Origin of the sequence: Mycolicibacterium peregrinum, assembly GCF_001665625.1 — a bacterium.
GTDB lineage: Bacteria > Actinomycetota > Actinomycetes > Mycobacteriales > Mycobacteriaceae > Mycobacterium > Mycobacterium peregrinum_B.
The window spans coordinates 1-16,484 of record NZ_LZSY01000205.1; the positions used below are offsets into that span (position 1 = coordinate 1).

General features: G+C 67.8%; 19 protein-coding genes and 1 pseudogene. 12 read left to right on the plus strand and 8 right to left on the minus strand.

Features of this window, described 5'->3' with window-relative positions; genetic code table 11:
- Positions 1-460: pseudogene (locus A5779_RS32265) on the plus strand (acyl-CoA thioesterase domain-containing protein); the annotation flags it as partial.
- Between the two features lie 40 nt (positions 461-500).
- Positions 501-1,163 (plus strand): hypothetical protein, encoded by a 663-nt coding sequence (locus A5779_RS32270; RefSeq protein WP_064888122.1) that lies wholly within the window; start codon positions 501-503, stop codon positions 1,161-1,163.
- Positions 1,164-1,166: 3 nt separating this feature from the next.
- Here the strand turns inward: A5779_RS32270 and A5779_RS34205 are convergent, their stop codons facing one another.
- From A5779_RS34205 to A5779_RS32280, 3 genes are read right to left on the minus strand one after another with little or no spacing between them, the layout of a single operon-like run.
- A complete protein-coding gene (locus A5779_RS34205) occupies positions 1,167-1,313 on the minus strand; it encodes a hypothetical protein (protein WP_165609857.1) in 147 nt (48 codons plus the stop codon).
- Between the two features lie 45 nt (positions 1,314-1,358).
- Complete coding sequence (locus A5779_RS32275) at positions 1,359-1,823, minus strand: GatB/YqeY domain-containing protein (RefSeq protein ID WP_064888124.1); 465 nt, start codon at positions 1,821-1,823, stop codon at positions 1,359-1,361.
- 19 nt (positions 1,824-1,842) lie between these two features.
- Positions 1,843-2,514, minus strand: a complete 672-nt coding sequence (locus A5779_RS32280) for an SIMPL domain-containing protein (RefSeq protein WP_064888126.1) — start codon at positions 2,512-2,514, stop codon at positions 1,843-1,845.
- Between the two features lie 39 nt (positions 2,515-2,553).
- Here A5779_RS32280 and A5779_RS32285 point away from each other — a divergent pair, with 39 nt between their 5' ends.
- Genes A5779_RS32285 through A5779_RS32305 form a run of 5 tightly spaced genes read left to right on the plus strand, consistent with a single transcriptional unit; the run spans position 2,554 to position 7,531 of the window.
- On the plus strand, positions 2,554-3,525 hold the full coding sequence (locus tag A5779_RS32285; protein WP_082941951.1) for a DUF7847 domain-containing protein: 972 nt from the start codon (positions 2,554-2,556) through the stop codon (positions 3,523-3,525).
- A 1-nt stretch (position 3,526) separates the two neighbouring features.
- A complete protein-coding gene (locus tag A5779_RS32290; RefSeq protein WP_064888130.1) occupies positions 3,527-4,114 on the plus strand; it encodes a DUF4129 domain-containing protein in 588 nt (195 codons plus the stop codon).
- On the plus strand, positions 4,111-5,238 hold the full coding sequence (locus tag A5779_RS32295; RefSeq protein WP_064888132.1) for a DUF4350 domain-containing protein: 1,128 nt from the start codon (positions 4,111-4,113) through the stop codon (positions 5,236-5,238). Before A5779_RS32290 ends, A5779_RS32295 begins: the two co-directional genes overlap by 4 nt.
- Positions 5,235-6,209, plus strand: coding sequence for an AAA family ATPase (locus A5779_RS32300; RefSeq protein WP_064888134.1), 975 nt, complete (start codon positions 5,235-5,237; stop codon positions 6,207-6,209). Before A5779_RS32295 ends, A5779_RS32300 begins: the two co-directional genes overlap by 4 nt.
- On the plus strand, positions 6,209-7,531 hold the full coding sequence (locus A5779_RS32305; RefSeq protein WP_064888136.1) for a DUF58 domain-containing protein: 1,323 nt from the start codon (positions 6,209-6,211) through the stop codon (positions 7,529-7,531). The genes A5779_RS32300 and A5779_RS32305 overlap by 1 nt, the downstream gene beginning before the upstream one ends.
- 29 nt (positions 7,532-7,560) lie before the next feature.
- On the opposite strand, the gene A5779_RS32310 is transcribed toward A5779_RS32305, so the two are convergent.
- Positions 7,561-8,553, minus strand: a complete 993-nt coding sequence (locus A5779_RS32310) for a stage II sporulation protein M (protein WP_064888138.1) — start codon at positions 8,551-8,553, stop codon at positions 7,561-7,563.
- Positions 8,554-8,585: 32 nt separating this feature from the next.
- Between A5779_RS32310 and A5779_RS32315 the strand changes: the two genes are divergently transcribed.
- The 3 genes from A5779_RS32315 to lfrA are packed head-to-tail and all read left to right on the plus strand — an operon-like array spanning position 8,586 to position 11,694.
- Complete coding sequence (locus A5779_RS32315; protein WP_064888139.1) at positions 8,586-9,431, plus strand: RDD family protein; 846 nt, start codon at positions 8,586-8,588, stop codon at positions 9,429-9,431.
- Between the two features lie 52 nt (positions 9,432-9,483).
- Entirely contained in the window at positions 9,484-10,059 is a 576-nt protein-coding gene (locus A5779_RS32320; protein ID WP_064888141.1) for a TetR/AcrR family transcriptional regulator, read from the plus strand.
- Between the two features lie 33 nt (positions 10,060-10,092).
- On the plus strand, positions 10,093-11,694 hold the full coding sequence (lfrA, locus tag A5779_RS32325; protein ID WP_269085860.1) for an efflux MFS transporter LfrA: 1,602 nt from the start codon (positions 10,093-10,095) through the stop codon (positions 11,692-11,694).
- Between the two features lie 75 nt (positions 11,695-11,769).
- Here the strand turns inward: lfrA and A5779_RS32330 are convergent, their stop codons facing one another.
- Positions 11,770-12,249: an anthrone oxygenase family protein gene (locus A5779_RS32330; RefSeq protein WP_064888231.1), complete on the minus strand. Its 480-nt coding sequence runs from the start codon at positions 12,247-12,249 to the stop codon at positions 11,770-11,772.
- Between the two features lie 98 nt (positions 12,250-12,347).
- On the opposite strand from A5779_RS32330, the gene A5779_RS32335 reads away from it, so the two are divergent.
- Positions 12,348-13,106: a class I SAM-dependent methyltransferase gene (locus tag A5779_RS32335; RefSeq protein ID WP_064888235.1), complete on the plus strand. Its 759-nt coding sequence runs from the start codon at positions 12,348-12,350 to the stop codon at positions 13,104-13,106.
- 16 nt (positions 13,107-13,122) lie between these two features.
- A complete protein-coding gene (locus tag A5779_RS32340; RefSeq protein ID WP_064888145.1) occupies positions 13,123-14,055 on the plus strand; it encodes an AraC family transcriptional regulator in 933 nt (310 codons plus the stop codon).
- On the opposite strand, the gene A5779_RS32345 is transcribed toward A5779_RS32340, so the two are convergent.
- The 3 genes from A5779_RS32345 to A5779_RS32355 form a co-directional block, all read right to left on the minus strand.
- Positions 14,021-15,181 carry a cation:proton antiporter gene (locus A5779_RS32345; RefSeq protein ID WP_064888233.1) on the minus strand — a complete coding sequence of 387 codons (1,161 nt, stop codon included), beginning with the start codon at positions 15,179-15,181 and terminating at the stop codon, positions 14,021-14,023. The genes A5779_RS32340 and A5779_RS32345 overlap by 35 nt on opposite strands.
- A 194-nt stretch (positions 15,182-15,375) precedes the next feature.
- Complete coding sequence (locus tag A5779_RS32350; protein WP_064888147.1) at positions 15,376-15,762, minus strand: hypothetical protein; 387 nt, start codon at positions 15,760-15,762, stop codon at positions 15,376-15,378.
- A gap of 273 nt (positions 15,763-16,035) precedes the next feature.
- On the minus strand, positions 16,036-16,359 hold the full coding sequence (locus tag A5779_RS32355) for a hypothetical protein (RefSeq protein WP_131811735.1): 324 nt from the start codon (positions 16,357-16,359) through the stop codon (positions 16,036-16,038).
- Positions 16,360-16,484 lie beyond the last annotated feature (125 nt).

Consider the following 16,484-nt stretch of genomic DNA (forward strand, 5'->3'; position numbering starts at 1 on the left):
GACCCAGGCCGGACGCCCGACCGCCACGCCCACCCTCGAGTTCGACGCGGCCGCCCCAAAGCACGACGTCATGGACTTCGGCGACAAGTTCGACCTACGCACCATGCCCAGCGACACCTCAGAATTCGCGGTGTCGCCGTTCTGGATCCGCAGCCAGGTCGAGATCGAGGACGATCCGCTGATCCGGGCCTGCACACTGACCTTCATGTCCGATCTCGGTCCGGTCCCCTCGGCGCTCCCGCCGACGGTCCCGCTGCGGTCCGATCTCGGCTTCGCCGCCAGCCTGGACCACTCGATCTGGTTCCATCGCCCGTTCCTGCCCTGCGGCTGGCACCGATATGAATTGCAGTCGGCGAACCACAACGATTCGCGTGGCCTGGCCCGCGGCTCGCTGTACGACGCGGCCGGCGCACTGATCGCCAGCATCAGCCAGGAAGCGCTCTGGCGGATTCCGGTCTAGCTCGACGTTTGTCACCGCCGCATGGCGGGCAACCGGTGGCATGAAGATCTCCGATGTCGCGTCCTGGCCGGTCGAGATCGGTGCCGCGATGCGGCACCGGCGGCTGTTCCACCCGAACGGAGTGCTGGCGCGAGGCCATCTGGAGCGCACCGCGCCCGCAGGCCGGGGCCTGCCGCTCTACTCGTGCGATGTGGTGGGCAGGTTGTCGAAAGGGATCGGGACCCCGGATTCGGTGCCGGACATCGCCGGCCTGGCGTGGCGGATGCCACCGCAGCTGTCGGGCACACCGTGGGATGTGCTGTTGGCCTCCACACTGGCCGGCAATCGTTTTGTCTTGTGGCCGGCCAATTCCTGGGCAGGGATCACGTTCTCGAGTGTGATGCCGTTGAGATTCGAGGGCGCGCTGTGGTGGCTGCGAGCCCGCCTCACCACCGACTTCGATGGCGCCGGGCTTTCGCTCGGCAGCGTGGACCAGCAATTGGAACGCGGTGGGGTCGAGTTCGACATCGAGCAGTCCCCCGCCGCCGGCGAATTCGAGCCCGTCGCCCGACTGTCACTGTGCGAGAAGCTGCCCCACGGCCGTGACGTGTCGTTCGATCCTGCTTTGCACGAGGCCGACGGGGTTCGCCTGGTGCCCACGTGGCTGGCCGACATCCGCCGCAGCGCATATCACAGCAGTCGCGTCGGGCGCGATGCCGAGTAGCGTTCAGTCGGGCGGTTCGTGCGTCGTGCTCTCACTGGTGTCGACATCCGGAGTGTCCTCCGGAACGTCCTTTGCCCGAGCGTGCTTGTCGCCCGCAGCACCGTTCTTCTCGCGGTGCTCTTCGTCGTAGATCCCTTTACCGGTTGGCATGCGCTTGAGATACCCGCCACCGTGGGTTTCAACGCACGCCGAGCGCTACAGCCGCGCCTTGACCGCCGCCGACAACCGCGCACCGTCGGCCTTGCCCGCGGCAATTGCCGTCGCGGCCTTCATCACCTGACCCATCTGGCGCATGCCGGGCCGTTCCCCGGTCTGCTCGGCGACCTGTGCGATGGCGGTGTCGGCGACGTCGGCCAGTTCGGCGTCGGTCAACGGGGTGGGCAGGTACTCATCGATCACCCGGGCCTCGGCATGCTCGTTGGCTGCCAACTCGCCCCGGCCGTTCTGGGTGTAGATCTCGGCGGCCTCGCCGCGCTTCTTCGATTCGCGGGCCAGCACCGCGATCACCTCGGCGTCGGACAGTTCCCGGGCCTGCTTACCCGAGACCTCTTCGCTCTGGATCGCCGCCAGCATCATGCGCAGGGTGGCGGTGCGCAGCTTGTCCTGCGACTTCATCGCGCCGGTCAGATCCGCGCGCAGCTTGTCCTTGAGCTCGGCCATAGCGTCAACCTAGCCGCGATCAGTCGTCGCCCGCCACGAATTTCGCGTCGACCGCGACCGAGACCTCGATATCGGCGGGTGCGAACTCGATTTCAGGCGCCGCGCCGCTGCGCACTGCCATGGCACGCATCATCGGCGGGGACGACGAATCGTCGGGCGGCCGGCACACCATCCCGGCGTCGCCGATCGCCACCGGCCGGACCGGACCGAGGGCCAGCGCATCGGAGTAGCGCTGGGCCTTGGTGATGGCGTCCTGCACGGCCCGGGTGTGGACCTGGGTGACGAGCTCCTCGCGATGTTCGGCTGTCAGTGCCCATTCGATCCGCGACAACGAAAAGCCGCCGGTGTCGGTGACATGACCGCCGACCCATCGCGACAGCGCGGTGAAATCGCTGAACTTGACCTGGATGTCGACACTTGCGTGGTGCACGAGGGGCAGTTGCTTGCCCTCGTTGTTCCAGGGGCGGTTGGCCCAGGTGCGCACCTGGCCGGTGGACCACCAGGTGACCGGGCCGGTGTCGGGCTTGTACAGCGGGGTGATCGAGGATTTCACCGTGTCCAGGTCGCGCACCACGCGCTCGTACGCCGGTTCGATTGCCGGGCCCTCGTAACCGAGCGTGGCATGGACCGTCGCACGTTCCGGCTGCCGAAATGCGGAAAAAGACCCACGCACGATGATCTCGGTCGGCATGGGTCCACCGTAGTTGCTGACGGGAACTACGGTGAGAGGATGACGAGCGGTCGGCCATATGCGGGGAGTGTCATCCCGCTTCGCCCGTTGAGCCTGACCGACATTTTCAACGGCTCCCTCGCCTACGTCCGCACCAATCCGAAGGCGACGCTGGGTCTGGCCACCGTGGTCGTTCTCGCGTCGCAGATCGTCACGCTCGCGCTGCAGATCGGGCCGCTGTCCGCCCTCGGCGAATTCGACCCCACACTGCAGGGTGAGACCCCGTCGTCCGGGACCATCGCGGTGTTCGCGATCGGGGCGTTCGTCGGCATCGTCGTCACGACGCTGGCCTCGCTTCTGCTCAGCGGCATGCTCACGGTGGTGATCGGCCGCGCGGTGTTCGGCGGCCGTATCACCATCGGCGAGGCCTGGCGGCGGCTGCGCGGACGATTACCGGCGCTGATCGGGTTGACGGTGCTGCAGGCGGTGGCCCTGGTCGTGATCGTCGGGATCGTCGCGGTCGTGATCGTCGGAGCCGATGCGCTGGGCGGCGGACTGGCCGCGTTCGCCATCGGTATGCCGCTCGTCCTGCTCACGTTGCTCGGTGTGCTCTACGTATCGACGGTGCTGCTGTTCGCCCCCGCGGTGATCGTGCTGGAGCACCTTGGCATCGTCGATGCGGTCAAGCGGTCATTCACGTTGGTGAACAAGGACTTCTGGCGGGTGTTCGGCATCTGGGTGCTGGCCACCATCGTGGCCGCGGTGATGGCCTGGGGGGTGGGTGCGCCGTTCAACGTGGCGGGACAGATCATGACGATGGTCGCCGAGGGCCCGACGGTGCCTGCGCTGATCCTCACTGCGGTCGGTGGAGCGATCGGGCAGATCGTCACCGCACCGTTCAGCGCGGGCGTGGTGGTGCTGCTCTACGCCGACCGGCGGTTCCGGGCCGAGGCGTTCGACCTGATGCTGCAGACGGGCGCGGGTGCACCGGTGGAAACTACCGATCAACTATGGCTGCCGCGGTACGTCTGAGGTGACGAGCATCGACATCGACCGTGACGCCGCGCACGACGCCGCGCAGAACGAGCTGACCAAGCCGATCTATCCGAGGGCTTCACCGACCGAGCAGATCGGTGACTGGATCAACGATCTGCTGTACCGGATCACCGCGGCGGGCTCGACGATCCCCGGTGGCTGGTTCACCATCTCGGTGCTGGCCATCCTGCTCGTGGCGGCCGTCGTCGTGGCGGTGCGGATCGCACGGCGCACCATGCGTACTGCGCGCAACGGTGACAACGCCCTGTTCGGCAGTCAGGAGCTCAGTGCCGCACAGCACCGTTCCATCGCCGAACAATATGCCACACAGGGTGATTGGTCGGCCGCGATTCGTCACCGGGTCCGCGCGCTGGCCCGCCACCTTGAGGAATCCGGAGTGCTCGACGCGGTCCCAGGCCGTACCGCGACCGAACTCGCCCGCGACGCCGCAGCGGCACTGCCGGCCAAGTCGACCGGACTGTTCAGCGCGGCAAGCACATTCAACGACGTCACCTACGGCGAGCACCCGGGTACCGAGGCGGCCTACCGGGAGATCGCGGCGCTCGACGAGGCCGGGGTGCCGTGAGCGCCGATTCGATCAGACACCGTTTCCAGACGGCACGCTGGGTACTGCTGGCACTCGCCGTGATCGTCGCGGTTTCCGTCGTGACGGTGTACCTGACCGCACCGCGCCCGGGTGGCGCGCTGGATCCCGAGTCGACGTCGCCCGAGGGAACGCACGCGTTGGTCAGTCTGCTGCGGGACCACGGTGTCGAGGTGATCACCGCGACCGATGTCGGCCAGGTGCAGCAGGCCGCCCGGCCCGGCACCCTGCTGGTGGTGGCACAGACGATGTATCTGTCCGGCGACAAGACCGTCGACCGGCTCGCCGATACCCCCGGCGACCTTCTGTTGGTCGCGCCGTCCGGACTCGTTCGGGAGAAGCTGGCACCTCAGGTCCGGCTCGGCAAACCGACGGAGTTCGGCGGCCGCGAGCCGGATTGTGAACTGCCCGAGGCGAACCGAGCCGGTGCCGTCCAGCTGGGCACCACCGACACCTACGTCGCCGCCGACAGTTCGCCGCTGACGTCGTGCTACGACGGCGCGCTGGTCCGCTACCACGACGGGACGCGCACCGTCACGGTCGTCGGCGCCGGCTCCTTCATGACCAACGCGCGCCTGCTCAAGGAGGGCAACGCGGCACTGGCGATGAATCTGGCCGGTGCCGCACCGCGGGTGATCTGGTATGCACCACAGCATTTCGAGGCCGAGTCGACTGGTGACGGCACGCTGTCGGATCTGATGCCGCCGCAGATCCGGTGGATCGTCCTGCAGCTGTGCCTGGTGGTGGCCCTGCTCGCGGTGGCGCAGGGACGGCGCCTCGGTCCGCTGGTCGCCGAAATCCTGCCCGTGGTGGTCCGCGCGTCGGAGACCGTCGAGGGGCGTGGCCGGTTGTACCGCTCCCGCCGGGCTCGCGACCGGGCCGCCGACGCCTTGCGCGCGGCCGCACTGGGCCGGATGTTGCCCAGGCTCGGCCTGAACTCGTCGGCGGCACCACAGGCGGTGGCCGCCGCTGTCGCCGCGCGGTGCGGCACCGCCTCGAACTCGGTCGGACACATCCTGTTCGGCCCACCGCCTGCGACCGACGCCGAACTCGTCCACCTCGCACACCAACTCGACGACATCGAAAGGCAGGTCGCGCAGTCGTGACTCAGCCCCATCCAGAGAATGCCGGCTCCGATTCGGCCCGTGACGCCCTGCTGGCCCTGCGCAACGAGATCGCCAAGGTGGTGGTCGGGCAGGATGCGGTGATCAGCGGGCTGGTGGTAGCGCTGCTGTGTCGCGGGCACGTGCTGCTCGAAGGCGTGCCGGGGGTGGCCAAGACCCTGCTGGTGCGCACCCTGGCGGCGGCCCTGCAGTTGGAGTTCAAGCGCGTGCAGTTCACGCCGGACCTGATGCCCGGCGACGTCACCGGCTCGCTGGTGTACGACGCGCGCACCGCCGAGTTCGAGTTCCGCGCCGGTCCCGTGTTCACCAACCTGCTGCTGGCCGATGAGATCAACCGGACGCCACCGAAAACCCAGGCGGCCCTTCTGGAAGCCATGGAGGAGCGTCAGGTCAGCGTCGACGGCATGCCTCGACCGCTGCCCGACCCGTTCATCGTGGCAGCCACCCAGAACCCGATCGAGTACGAGGGCACGTATCAGCTGCCCGAGGCTCAGTTGGACCGCTTCCTGCTCAAACTCACCGTGCCGCTGCCGCCGCGGGATCAGGAGATCGCGATCCTGAGCCGGCATGCGCAGGGCTTCGACCCGCGTGACCTGTCAGCCGTGCAGCCGGTGGCCGGCGCGGCCGAGCTTGCCGCCGGGCGCGACGCGGTGCGTCGGGTCCTGGCCGGCGACGAGGTGCTCGGTTACATCGTCGACATCGTCGGGGCCACCCGGCATTCCCCGTCCCTGCAGCTCGGTGTGTCACCGCGCGGCGCGACCGCGCTGCTGGCCACGTCGCGATCCTGGGCCTGGCTGTCGGGCCGCAACTACGTGACTCCCGACGACGTCAAGGCGATGGCCCGTTCGACGCTTCGCCACCGGGTGGCGCTGCGTCCCGAGGCCGAGTTGGAAGGCGCCACCTCTGACGGAGTACTGGACGGCATCCTGGCCGCCGTCCCGGTGCCGCGCTGATGGTTCTCACCGGCCGCGCCGGTCTGGTGGCACTGGTATGCGTGCTGCCGATCGCGTTGGCCCCTTGGCCGGCAACGGCTTTCGCTACACTGGCGGCGTTGCTGGCGGCAGCGGTGGTCGCAGATGTCGCACTGGCCGGTCGCATCGGCAGCCTGCAGGTCACCCGCAGCGGCGAGTCCACCGCACGGCTGGGCCAGAGCGTCGAGGCCGGGCTCACCGTGCACAACACCGGACGGCGGACGGTCCGCGGCGCCGTCCGCGATGCCTGGCCGCCCAGCGCGTCGGCACAACCGCGCACCCACCAGGTGAATATCGGTGCGGGACAAGCGGTTTCCCTGACCACTCGATTGCACCCGGTGCGCCGCGGCGACCAGCGCTGCGAGCTGCTCACGGTGCGGTCGGTCGGGCCACTGGGACTCGCCGGACGCCAACGCTCGCAACGGCTACCCGGACAGGTACGGGTCCTGCCGCCGTTCCTGTCACGCAAGCATCTTCCGTCCCGGCTGGCCAGGCTGCGGCAGTTGGACGGTGCGATCCCCGTGCTGATCCGCGGTCAGGGCACCGAATTCGACTCGCTGCGTGAGTATGTGGTCGGCGACGACGTCCGCTCGATCGACTGGCGCGCCACTGCCCGGCGCGCCGACGTCGTGGTGCGTACATGGCGTCCGGAGCGCGACCGGCGCGTGGTGATCGTGCTCGACACCGGCCGTACCTCGGCGGGCCGGGTCGGGGTGGACCCGACCGCGCTGGATCCGGGCGGGTGGCCGCGACTGGACTGGTCGATGGACGCCGCACTGCTGCTGGCGGCGCTGGCTGCCCGCGCCGGAGATCACGTCGACTTCCTGGCCATCGACCGGGTGACACGTGCCGGGGTGTGGGGCGCCTCGCGCACCGAACTATTGGCCGCGCTGGTCGCGGCGATGGCGCCCCTGCAGCCCGCACTGGTGGAATCCGATGCGACGGCGATGGTTTCGGCGGTGTCGCGGCGGGTGCGGGGCCGGGCCCTGGTGGTGCTGCTGACCGATCTCAACGCCTCGGCGCTCGACGAGGGGTTGATGACGGTGCTGCCGCTACTGTCGTCGCGACATCAGGTCCTGCTGGCTGCGGTGTCCGATCCGCGGGTGGACCAGTTGGCGGCGGGTCGGTCCGACGCCGCGCAGGTCTATGACGCGGCGGCCGCCGAACGGGCCCGAAACGACCGCCGGGCCATCGCGTCGCGGCTGCGCGGCCACGGGGTCGACGTGGTCGATGCCCGGCCCGAGGACCTGGCGCCGGCCCTGGCCGACCACTATCTGGCGATGAAGGCTGCGGGCAAGCTCTAGCCCCCTGCGCGTCTGCTCGCCGGAAAAGTTCAGCCCGTGGGCAGCACGTCGGGCGCGTCCTCGAGGTCTCCACTCTCGCCCGCCCGGGCGGCCTTGCGGCCGAAATGGAACACGTAGCCGAGGAAGGCGAGTTCGGCGGCCACACCGATGCCGATCCGCATCCAGGTGGGCAACGGCGACGGTGTCACCAATGCCTCGATCAGACCGGATATCAACAGCACGACGGCCAGCCCGACCGCGGCCGCAACAACAGCCCGGCCCTGTTCGGCCAGCACCTGTGCGCGGGGTCGGTCGCCGGGAGCGATCACCGTCCAACCCAGCCGCATCCCCACCGCGGCGGCCAGGAATACCGCGGTCAACTCGAGCAGTCCGTGCGGGGTGATCAGGCCGAGGAAGAGATCTCCCTTGTCTGCGCTGAACATCAGTCCGGCGATCACACCGAGGTTCGCCGCGTTCTGGAACAGCACATACGGGATGGGCAGGCCGAGCAGGATCGCGAAGGCGATGCACTGCGCCGCCACCCAGGAGTTGTTCACCCACACCTGCAGGGCAAAGGACGCGGCGGGATGCTCGCTGTAATACGACGCGAAGTCGTGGTTCACCAATTCGTCGATCTCGCTGGGGGTTCCGATGGCTGCGTGCACATCCGGGTTGCCCGACACCCACAGCGCCAGGGCGACGGTCACGATGAAGAACGCCACTGCCGATCCCAGCCACCAGCGCCAGGCTCGGTAGGCCACCACGGGGAAGGACACGGTCCAGAACCGGACGAACTCGCGCCAGAGCGGAGCGTGCGCACCTGTCACCGCGGCGCGTGCCCGGGCCACCAGCCCAGACAACCGGCCGACCAGAACGGAATCCTGCGAGGCCGAACGCACCATCGACAGGTGCGTCGAGACCCGCTGATAGAGGTCGACGAGCTCGTCCACCTCCGCACCGGTCAACCGTCGGCGTCGTTTTACCAACTGCTCCAACCGGTCCCAGGTGGGGCGATGGGCCACGACGAACGCATCGACATCCACGTGGCAAAGCGTAGTCGGTAGCGTGTGTCGGTATGGTTTGGCAGCCCGCGCCGGTGGTGACCGGGGACGCCGTCGTCCTCGACGTGGCGATCGCCCAGTTGCCGGTGCGCACGCTGGCCGCGTTGATCGACATTCTGGTGATCGCCGTCGGCTATGTGGCCGGTCTGGTGTTGTGGTCGATCACGTTGAGCCAGCTCGACGATGCACTGACGGCGGCCATTCTGATCATCTTCACGGTGCTGACCCTGGTGGGTTATCCGGTGGTGATGGAGACCGCGACCCGCGGCCGGTCGCTGGGCAAGATGGCGTTGGGTCTCCGGGTGGTGGCCGAGGACGGCGGCCCGGAACGCTTCCGGCAGGCCTTGTTCCGCGGGCTCGCGGGCTTCATCGAGATCTGGATGCTCACCGGCGGGCCTGCGGTGATCTGCAGCCTGGTGTCGGCGAAGGGCAAGCGCCTCGGTGACATCTTCGCCGGGACCGTGGTGATCAGTGAGCGCGGGCCCAAGTTGAACCCGCCACCGGTCATGCCGCCGGCGTTGGCCTGGTGGGCCGGCTCGCTGGAACTGTCCGGGCTGGGCCCCGAGCAGGCCGAGCTCGCCAGGCAGTTCGTGTCGCGCTCGGCCCAACTCGACCCGCGGATACGCCAGGAGATGGGCGGGAGGATCTTCGGCGAGGTGACCTCCCGCATCTCACCCCCGCCGCCGCCGGGCGCGCCGGTCGAGTATGTGCTGGCCGCGGTGCTGGCCGAACGGCACCGTCGCGCGTTGGCCAGGCTCATGCCGCAGGCCCCGGCTCCGGCGTTCCCAGCGCGTTATCCCCCGCCGTATCCGAACTACCCTCCACCGCCTCCGACCAGCGGGTTCACGTTGCCCACCTGAAGTGTGGGACATCACTGTCCCATTTTGGCCCGGTCGTGCTACATTTTGATGCATGACCAGTTCGGCGTCGTCGCACAGCGGGCCGCGGGAGCGCACCCGCAAGGCGATTCTCGATGCCGCCATGACGGTCCTGGCCGACAATCCGTCGGCCTCACTGACCGATATCGCCGCTGCCGCCGACGTCGGCCGCAGCACCGTGCACCGGTACTACCCGGAACGCACCGATCTCCTGCGGGCCCTCGCCCGCCACGTCCACGAGCTCAGCAACGCCGAAATCGACCGCGCGGATCCCACCCACGGTCCGGCAGATGCGGCGCTGCGCCGCGTGGTGGAAAGTCAACTCGACCTGGGCCCCATCGTGATCTTCGTGTACAGCGAGCCGACGATCCTGGCCGATCCCGAGCTGGCCGCCTACCTCGACACCGGGGACGAGGCGATCGTCGAGGTGCTCAACCGCGCCGCTGTCGACAGGCCCGAATATCCCCCAGGATGGGCCCGGCGAGTGTTCTGGGCCCTGCTTGACGCCGGCTACGAAGCCGCCAAGCAGGACGGCACACCCCGCCACCAAATCGTCGACGCCATCATGACCAGCCTGACCGCGGGCACCATTGATCTCCCGCGCGGCTGAGCCCCTCTTCTTGAGTCCTTGGAGCCAAGCCCCATGTCCACCCGCCTCGACGGCTCGCCGTCAAACCCTCGCGACGGCTCGCCGTCAGACCCTCGCGACGGCTCGCCGTCAAACTCTCGCGACGGCTCGCCGTCGATGACACCGACGCCCAAACGCGCCTGGCTCGCACTCGCCGTGCTGGCCCTTCCGGTCATCCTGATCGCGGTCGACAACACCGTGCTGGCGTTCGCCCTCCCGGCGATCGCCGAGGATTTCCGGCCCGCCGCATCCACCCAGCTCTGGATCGTCGACGTCTACTCGCTGGTGCTGGCCGCACTTCTGGTCGCCATGGGCAGCCTCGGCGACCGGTTGGGCCGGCGTCGAATGCTGCTCATCGGCGCCACCGGTTTCGCGGTGGTGTCGGTCGCGGCCGCCTTCGCACCGAGCGCGCAGTACCTGGTGCTGGCCCGCGCCGTGCTGGGCGTGTTCGGTGCCATGCTGATGCCCTCGACGCTGTCGTTGATCCGCAACATCTTCACCGAGGCCTCCGCGCGCCGGCTGGCCATCGCGATCTGGGCCTCGTGCTTCACCGCGGGATCGACCCTCGGGCCGATCGTCGGCGGCGCGCTGTTGCAGCATTTCCATTGGGGGTCGGTCTTTTTGGTGGCCGTCCCGATCCTGCTGCCGCTGCTCGTTCTGGGTCCCAAGCTGATACCGGAATCCCGTGACCCGAATCCGGGCCCGCTGGATCTGACCAGCGTGGCGCTGTCCTTCACCGCCATGTTGCCCATCGTGTGGGCGATCAAAACCGCTGCCCACGACGGGCTGTCGTTGCTGGTCGGGCTGGCCTTCGTGGTGGGCATCGCCTCGGGCGTGCTGTTCGTCCTTCGACAGAAGCGCAGCGCCACCCCGATGCTCGACATCGGGCTGTTCTCCTACGCACCGTTCAGCTCGTCGATCCTGGCGAACTTCCTGTCCATCGTGGGCTTGATCGGCTTCATCTTCTTCATCTCGCAGCACCTGCAGCTGGTGCTCGGCCTGCCTCCGCTGGCGGCCGGCCTGGTGACCCTGCCGGGCGCGGTGGTGTCGATGGTCGCCGGGATCAGCGTGGTCAAGCTGGCGAAACGCTTTGCGCCGCAGACCCTGATGGTCGCCGGGCTGGTGCTGGTCGCGGCCGGGTTCATCATGATCCTGCTGTTCCGCCACGACCTGTCGGTGGTCGCGGTAATCGTGTCGTTCATCGTGCTCGAGCTCGGCGTCGGCGTCTCCCAGACGGTGTCGAACGACACCATCGTCGCCTCGGTACCGGCCGCCAAAGCCGGTGCGGCGTCGGCTGTCTCGGAGACCGCCTACGAGCTGGGCGCAGTGATCGGCACCGCCACACTCGGCACGATCTTCACGGCGTTCTACCGCAACAACATTGCCCTGCCGGCCGGCTTGAGCCCGACACAGGCGGCCGACGCCGGTGAGAGCATCGGCGGCGCCACCTCCGTGGCCGCCGACCTGCCGGCGAACACGGCGGCGCAACTGCTCGACTCCGCCCGCACCGCGTTCGATTCCGGGATCGCACCGACAGCGGTCATCGCGGCGATACTCGCGCTGGCCGCGGCCGGGATCGTCGCCTACGCGTTCCGCAAGCCGGCTCAGCCGATTTGACGCCCAGTGGCCAGTTATGACACGTGATCCGCGAAAACGCGTGTGTCAACTGGCCACTCGGCCGCACACCGGGCCTCAGCGGTAACGCAGCCCGATCACCAGCAGGACCGCGCTGATGAACCCGGAGGCGGCGCGCACGTGGTTCCACGCGGTCCAGGTGGTCAGGTAGGCCTGCCATTCGGCCGCTGCATCGGTGAGATCGACCTGATCGAGGTGGTTGTTGAGCGGCACGTTGAACAGCACCGTGACGAGGAACCCGAGGACTCCGACGATCGCGCCGGCCAGCAGGAACCAACTGCCCGGCCGTCCGATCTGCGTCAGTGCGACCACGCCGAGGGCCACCGAGAGCAGCGCAGAGCCGAGCAGGAACAGCAGGAACGGCGCGTTGGTGTTGGCCGCTGAGTTCATCCCGCGCATCGCGGTGATCGCGGCGACGGGACCGGTCCGGTCGAGGCCACGCATCACGAATGTCGAGAAGGCGTAGAAGATTCCACCGCTCGCGGCACTGCCTAGGGCGGCGGCTGCGGTGAGGACGGCGACGGGGCTGATGGTCATGGCTTCAGTCAACGGCGCCGACCCGAGACGTTCCATGGTCGAGACTCCCGATTCCATACGTGATCGTCTCGCCGGTCGGCACTGCGACGATGGAGACCATGACCCGCGAATTCGACGAGCTGATCACCGAGGCCGACGCGGCATCGGTGGACGGCTGGGACTTCTCATGGCTGGACGGACGGGCCACCGAAGCCCGACCGTCTTGGGGGTTTCAACGACTGATGAGCGAACGGCTGGCCGCGGCATCGTCAGCGCTCGACATCCAGACCGGCGGTGGCGAAGTGCTCGCCGGGGCGACGGTGTTCCCGCCGACCATGGCAGCCACCGAGTCCTGGCCGCCCAACCTCGACCGGGCGACCCGGCTGCTGGGACCCCGTGGGGTTGTCGTGGTCGCCGATCCCGATGAGCCGCCGTTGCCGTTCGCCGACGCGGCGTTCGACCTGGTCCTCAGCCGACACCCGGCCACCGTATGGTGGGACGAGATCGCGCGCGTGCTGTGCCCCGGCGGCACCTACTTCGCTCAACATGTCGGACCGGCAAGCGTTTTCGAGCTCACCGAGTTCTTCCTCGGTCCGCAGCCACAGGCCCGGCGGGCCCGTGATCCCGACATCGAGTGTGCCGCGGCGCGAGACGCCGGCCTCGACATCGTCGACCTGCGTGCCGAGCGGCTGCGGATGGAGTTCTTCGACATCGGCGCGGTGGTGTATTTCCTGCGCAAGGTCATCTGGATCGTGCCCGGCTTCACCGTCGCGGCCTATCGCGACGAACTCGCCGCACTGCACCGGAAGATCGCGAACGACGGATCCTTCGTCGCGCACTCCTCGCGGCATCTGATCGAAGCGCGCAAGCCGGGATGAGCGTTACCCTACCGAGGTGGACGCCCTGGTCGGACTGCTCGACGGCGTGCGCGCACGAGGCGCATTCGTATTGCGGCTCCGGATGGATCCACCCTGGTCACTCGCCATCCGCGACGAAGCGCCGCTGGCCCTGATCTGCCAGACGCGCGGCGAGGCCGTCATCGTCGGCGAGCACAGCGGCATCTTCCGGCTCGGGCCGGGCGACGTGGCGGTGACCCGCGGCACCGAGAACTATGTCTTCGCCGACGATCCGGCTACGCCGCCGAGCGTCATCATCAACCCCGGACAGCAGTGCACCACGCTGTCGGGCGAGGATCTGCATTTCGAGATGTCGCTCGGGCTTCGCAGTTGGGGCAACAGCGCCGACGGGGCCGCGGAGTCGATCGTCTGCGCCTACGAGGGCCGCAGCGAGGTCAGTGCCCGCCTGCTCGACGCGCTGCCTGCAGTGCTGGTGCTGCGCGCCGAAGAGTGGGACAGCCCGCTGATCGATCTGCTGTCGGTCGAGGCCGGCCGCGACGGGTCCGGGCAGGAGGCCTATCTGGATCGGTTGCTCGACCTGCTGCTGATCGCGGTGCTACGTACCTGGTTCGACCGGGACGGCAATGCGCCCGCGTGGTGGCAGGCCGAACGGGATCCGGTCGTCGGGCCTGCGCTCAAGCTGATCTACAACAATCCGGCCCACCCCTGGACGGTCTCCAATCTCGCTACGGCAGTGGGGTGTTCACGTGCGGTCTTCGCGCGCCGGTTCACCGATCAGGTCGGTGAGCCACCGATCGCGTTCCTCACCGGCTGGCGCCTGGCGCTGGCGGCCGACTTGCTGCGCGGCAGCGAGGCCACGATCGCTGCCGTCGCCCGGCAGGTCGGCTACTCCACACCGTTCGCGTTGAGCAGCGCGTTCAAACGGTCCTACGGGGTCAGCCCGAATGAACATCGGGTGCAGGCTGGTTGACCCGTGCCGCGAGCATCCCGGCGACCGAGGTGGTCGCGATGGTGACCAGCGCGCCGAGCATCAGCGCGGCGGGCTCACCTGGCGCCAGCAGGTGCTGCTCGGTGCCCAGCGTCGCGGCGGCGACCGGCACGCCGAGCTGGGCGGCGGAGAGCACCGCCAGCGTCATCGGCTGGCCCAGCAACCGCCCTGCACTGTGGGCGAGCACCGCGCCGAGCCCCAAAGCCACTCCGAGCACGATGAACTCGGGCTTGTCGGCAAGTTCGCGAACCTGCAGCGAGGCGCCGAGCCAGATGAAGAACAACGGGCCGAAGAACCCGTCGGTGATCCCGAACAACTGCCTGGCCAGCCGCCTCGGCTCACCGATCGCCGACACCACAAGACCGAGGGCGAACCCGGCGAGCATGATCGAGACGTGGGTGGCGACGGCCAGCGCTGACAGTCCGAACAGCATCACCAGGCTCAGGCGCAGCTCAAGCGCGAACTTGTGATCCTCGGAGTACCGGTGCAGGCGTTTGCGGAGCCCGCGGGTATTCGCGGCACGTAACACGACGAACAACACCGCCGCGCAACCGGCTATGGCCAGCGCACCGAGAGCCGCTCGGGGCGCGTGCTGGATGTCGATCACCAAGGGCAACAACACGATCGATGCCGCATCGGCAATGGCGATCTGGGCGGTCACCGACAGCACGTTCGGCCCCTGTAGGCGGAGGCCGTCGATCACCGGCAGGGCGAGTGCGGCCGAGGAGGACGCCATCACCACGGCGTAGAGCGCGGCGTGCCCGGTCCCGAACAGGTGCGCGATCACCACTCCGAGCACAGCGGCCACCGCCCCCACCAACACCGCCCGCGCCAGTGCCCTGGGAAGCGCGGCGCGCAACGAGGTGTCGCGCACCGGCACGTGGGTGCCGACGACGAACATCACCAACGCGAAGCCGATGTTGGCCAGCAGGGTGAAGGTGGGATCGGTGTGGTCGACGATGCCGAATCCGCTTCGGCCCAGGATGATCCCGACGATCAGCTCACCGATGACCACCGGGATGCGTAACCGCGGAACGGCAGCCAGGGCCGGTCCCGTCAGGCCGATGACCGCGACCAGTGCCAGCGTGTCGAACCCGAACCCGGCCATCCGCACACATTAGGCGCTGATCCAGTTCCCGTGGAAGCCAATCCAGCAGGTTTGGCAACGTTGGTCGCAGTTGATCACGTTGGCAATCGCTGGTCAGAGCGGTTGGCTGTGTTGGTGGCAAACGGCGGTTTGTGAAGCTCTTGCGGACGCACTGCGGACTGACCTTGCCAAAACGGCAAAGGGAGTTGCCAGGATTAGACCTTCTGCTGGGTAACTACAACCCCTGTGCCATCCTCAACGATCACCCAGTTGATCGGACCGACCGCGTACGGGCCACCCGTCCTAATCAGGTTCACAACCCCGCGCTGAATCTTCTCGGCAGTCGCTTTGTCAGACGCATCAATCTGGGCACTAACGTGCAGATTCCCATCCTTGAAGCTAAAGCCTGTGACAGCCATCCCCCAGTTCGTCTCACCAAAGTTGGTACGGAAATCGCCCTCAATGTCGGCAGTTGACGCAGCTGTCGTCGTCGCTTGCGGCCGTTCGGCCGATTCAGACGAACGGGCCGGCGCCGCGTTAGGCGACGCACCACAAGCCGAGAGCACCAATGCCGCCAACAGGGTGAACACCATCTTGATCATGGCCGAGAATGTACAGACGGTCGGGGTAACGCATGACCAGATGACGCTTACTAGTACCGATTTCGGTACTAACTGAGGTTCCTCAAGGCTCAGTGGACCCTGGTGGGTGCCCCCGTCGAGCCAGCCGTCCACCTCTGGGCATAGGGAATCTTTCTCCCCCCGAAGATTTTTTTCCACACCGGAGAGAGATGGTCCCTATGCCATTGAGGTGGACAGGTCGGTCCAGATGGGTCACCCCCCACCCCAAGGTCGTGGCCCGTGGTGACCCTGCAGTTACGCGGCGTGAGCTACGCGGTGCCGCAACACGACGTCTTCAGGATGGTTGTCGCTGGAGTCAACCAGGCTGACATCCCATCCCGAGTTCTCCACCAGGATGTCGTACACACGGTTGGCAAGCACACCATCAGGAGATCTGACCTCGGCGTACACCTGGCCAACGTCCCAAAGCGATTCCGCGGCAACAATCGTTCCGGCGTCGGTGCGGATGGACGGATTTCCGTACTGGTCGACGCCCACCTCACCCTGCAGATGAGTGGAGATTGCGTCAACGAGAGCATCCGGAGTTGCTCCGCGCAGGACACGTACGTCGAGAATCACGACTACGCCTCCTCACCGCTCGATTCGCCGTTCATCGAGTGTCGCACGACGGGCGATCCTGCGAAAAAAGAAATGTGCTCTCTCTCTAAATCCCTATGCCCAGAGGTGGAACGGTGTGCGGTCGA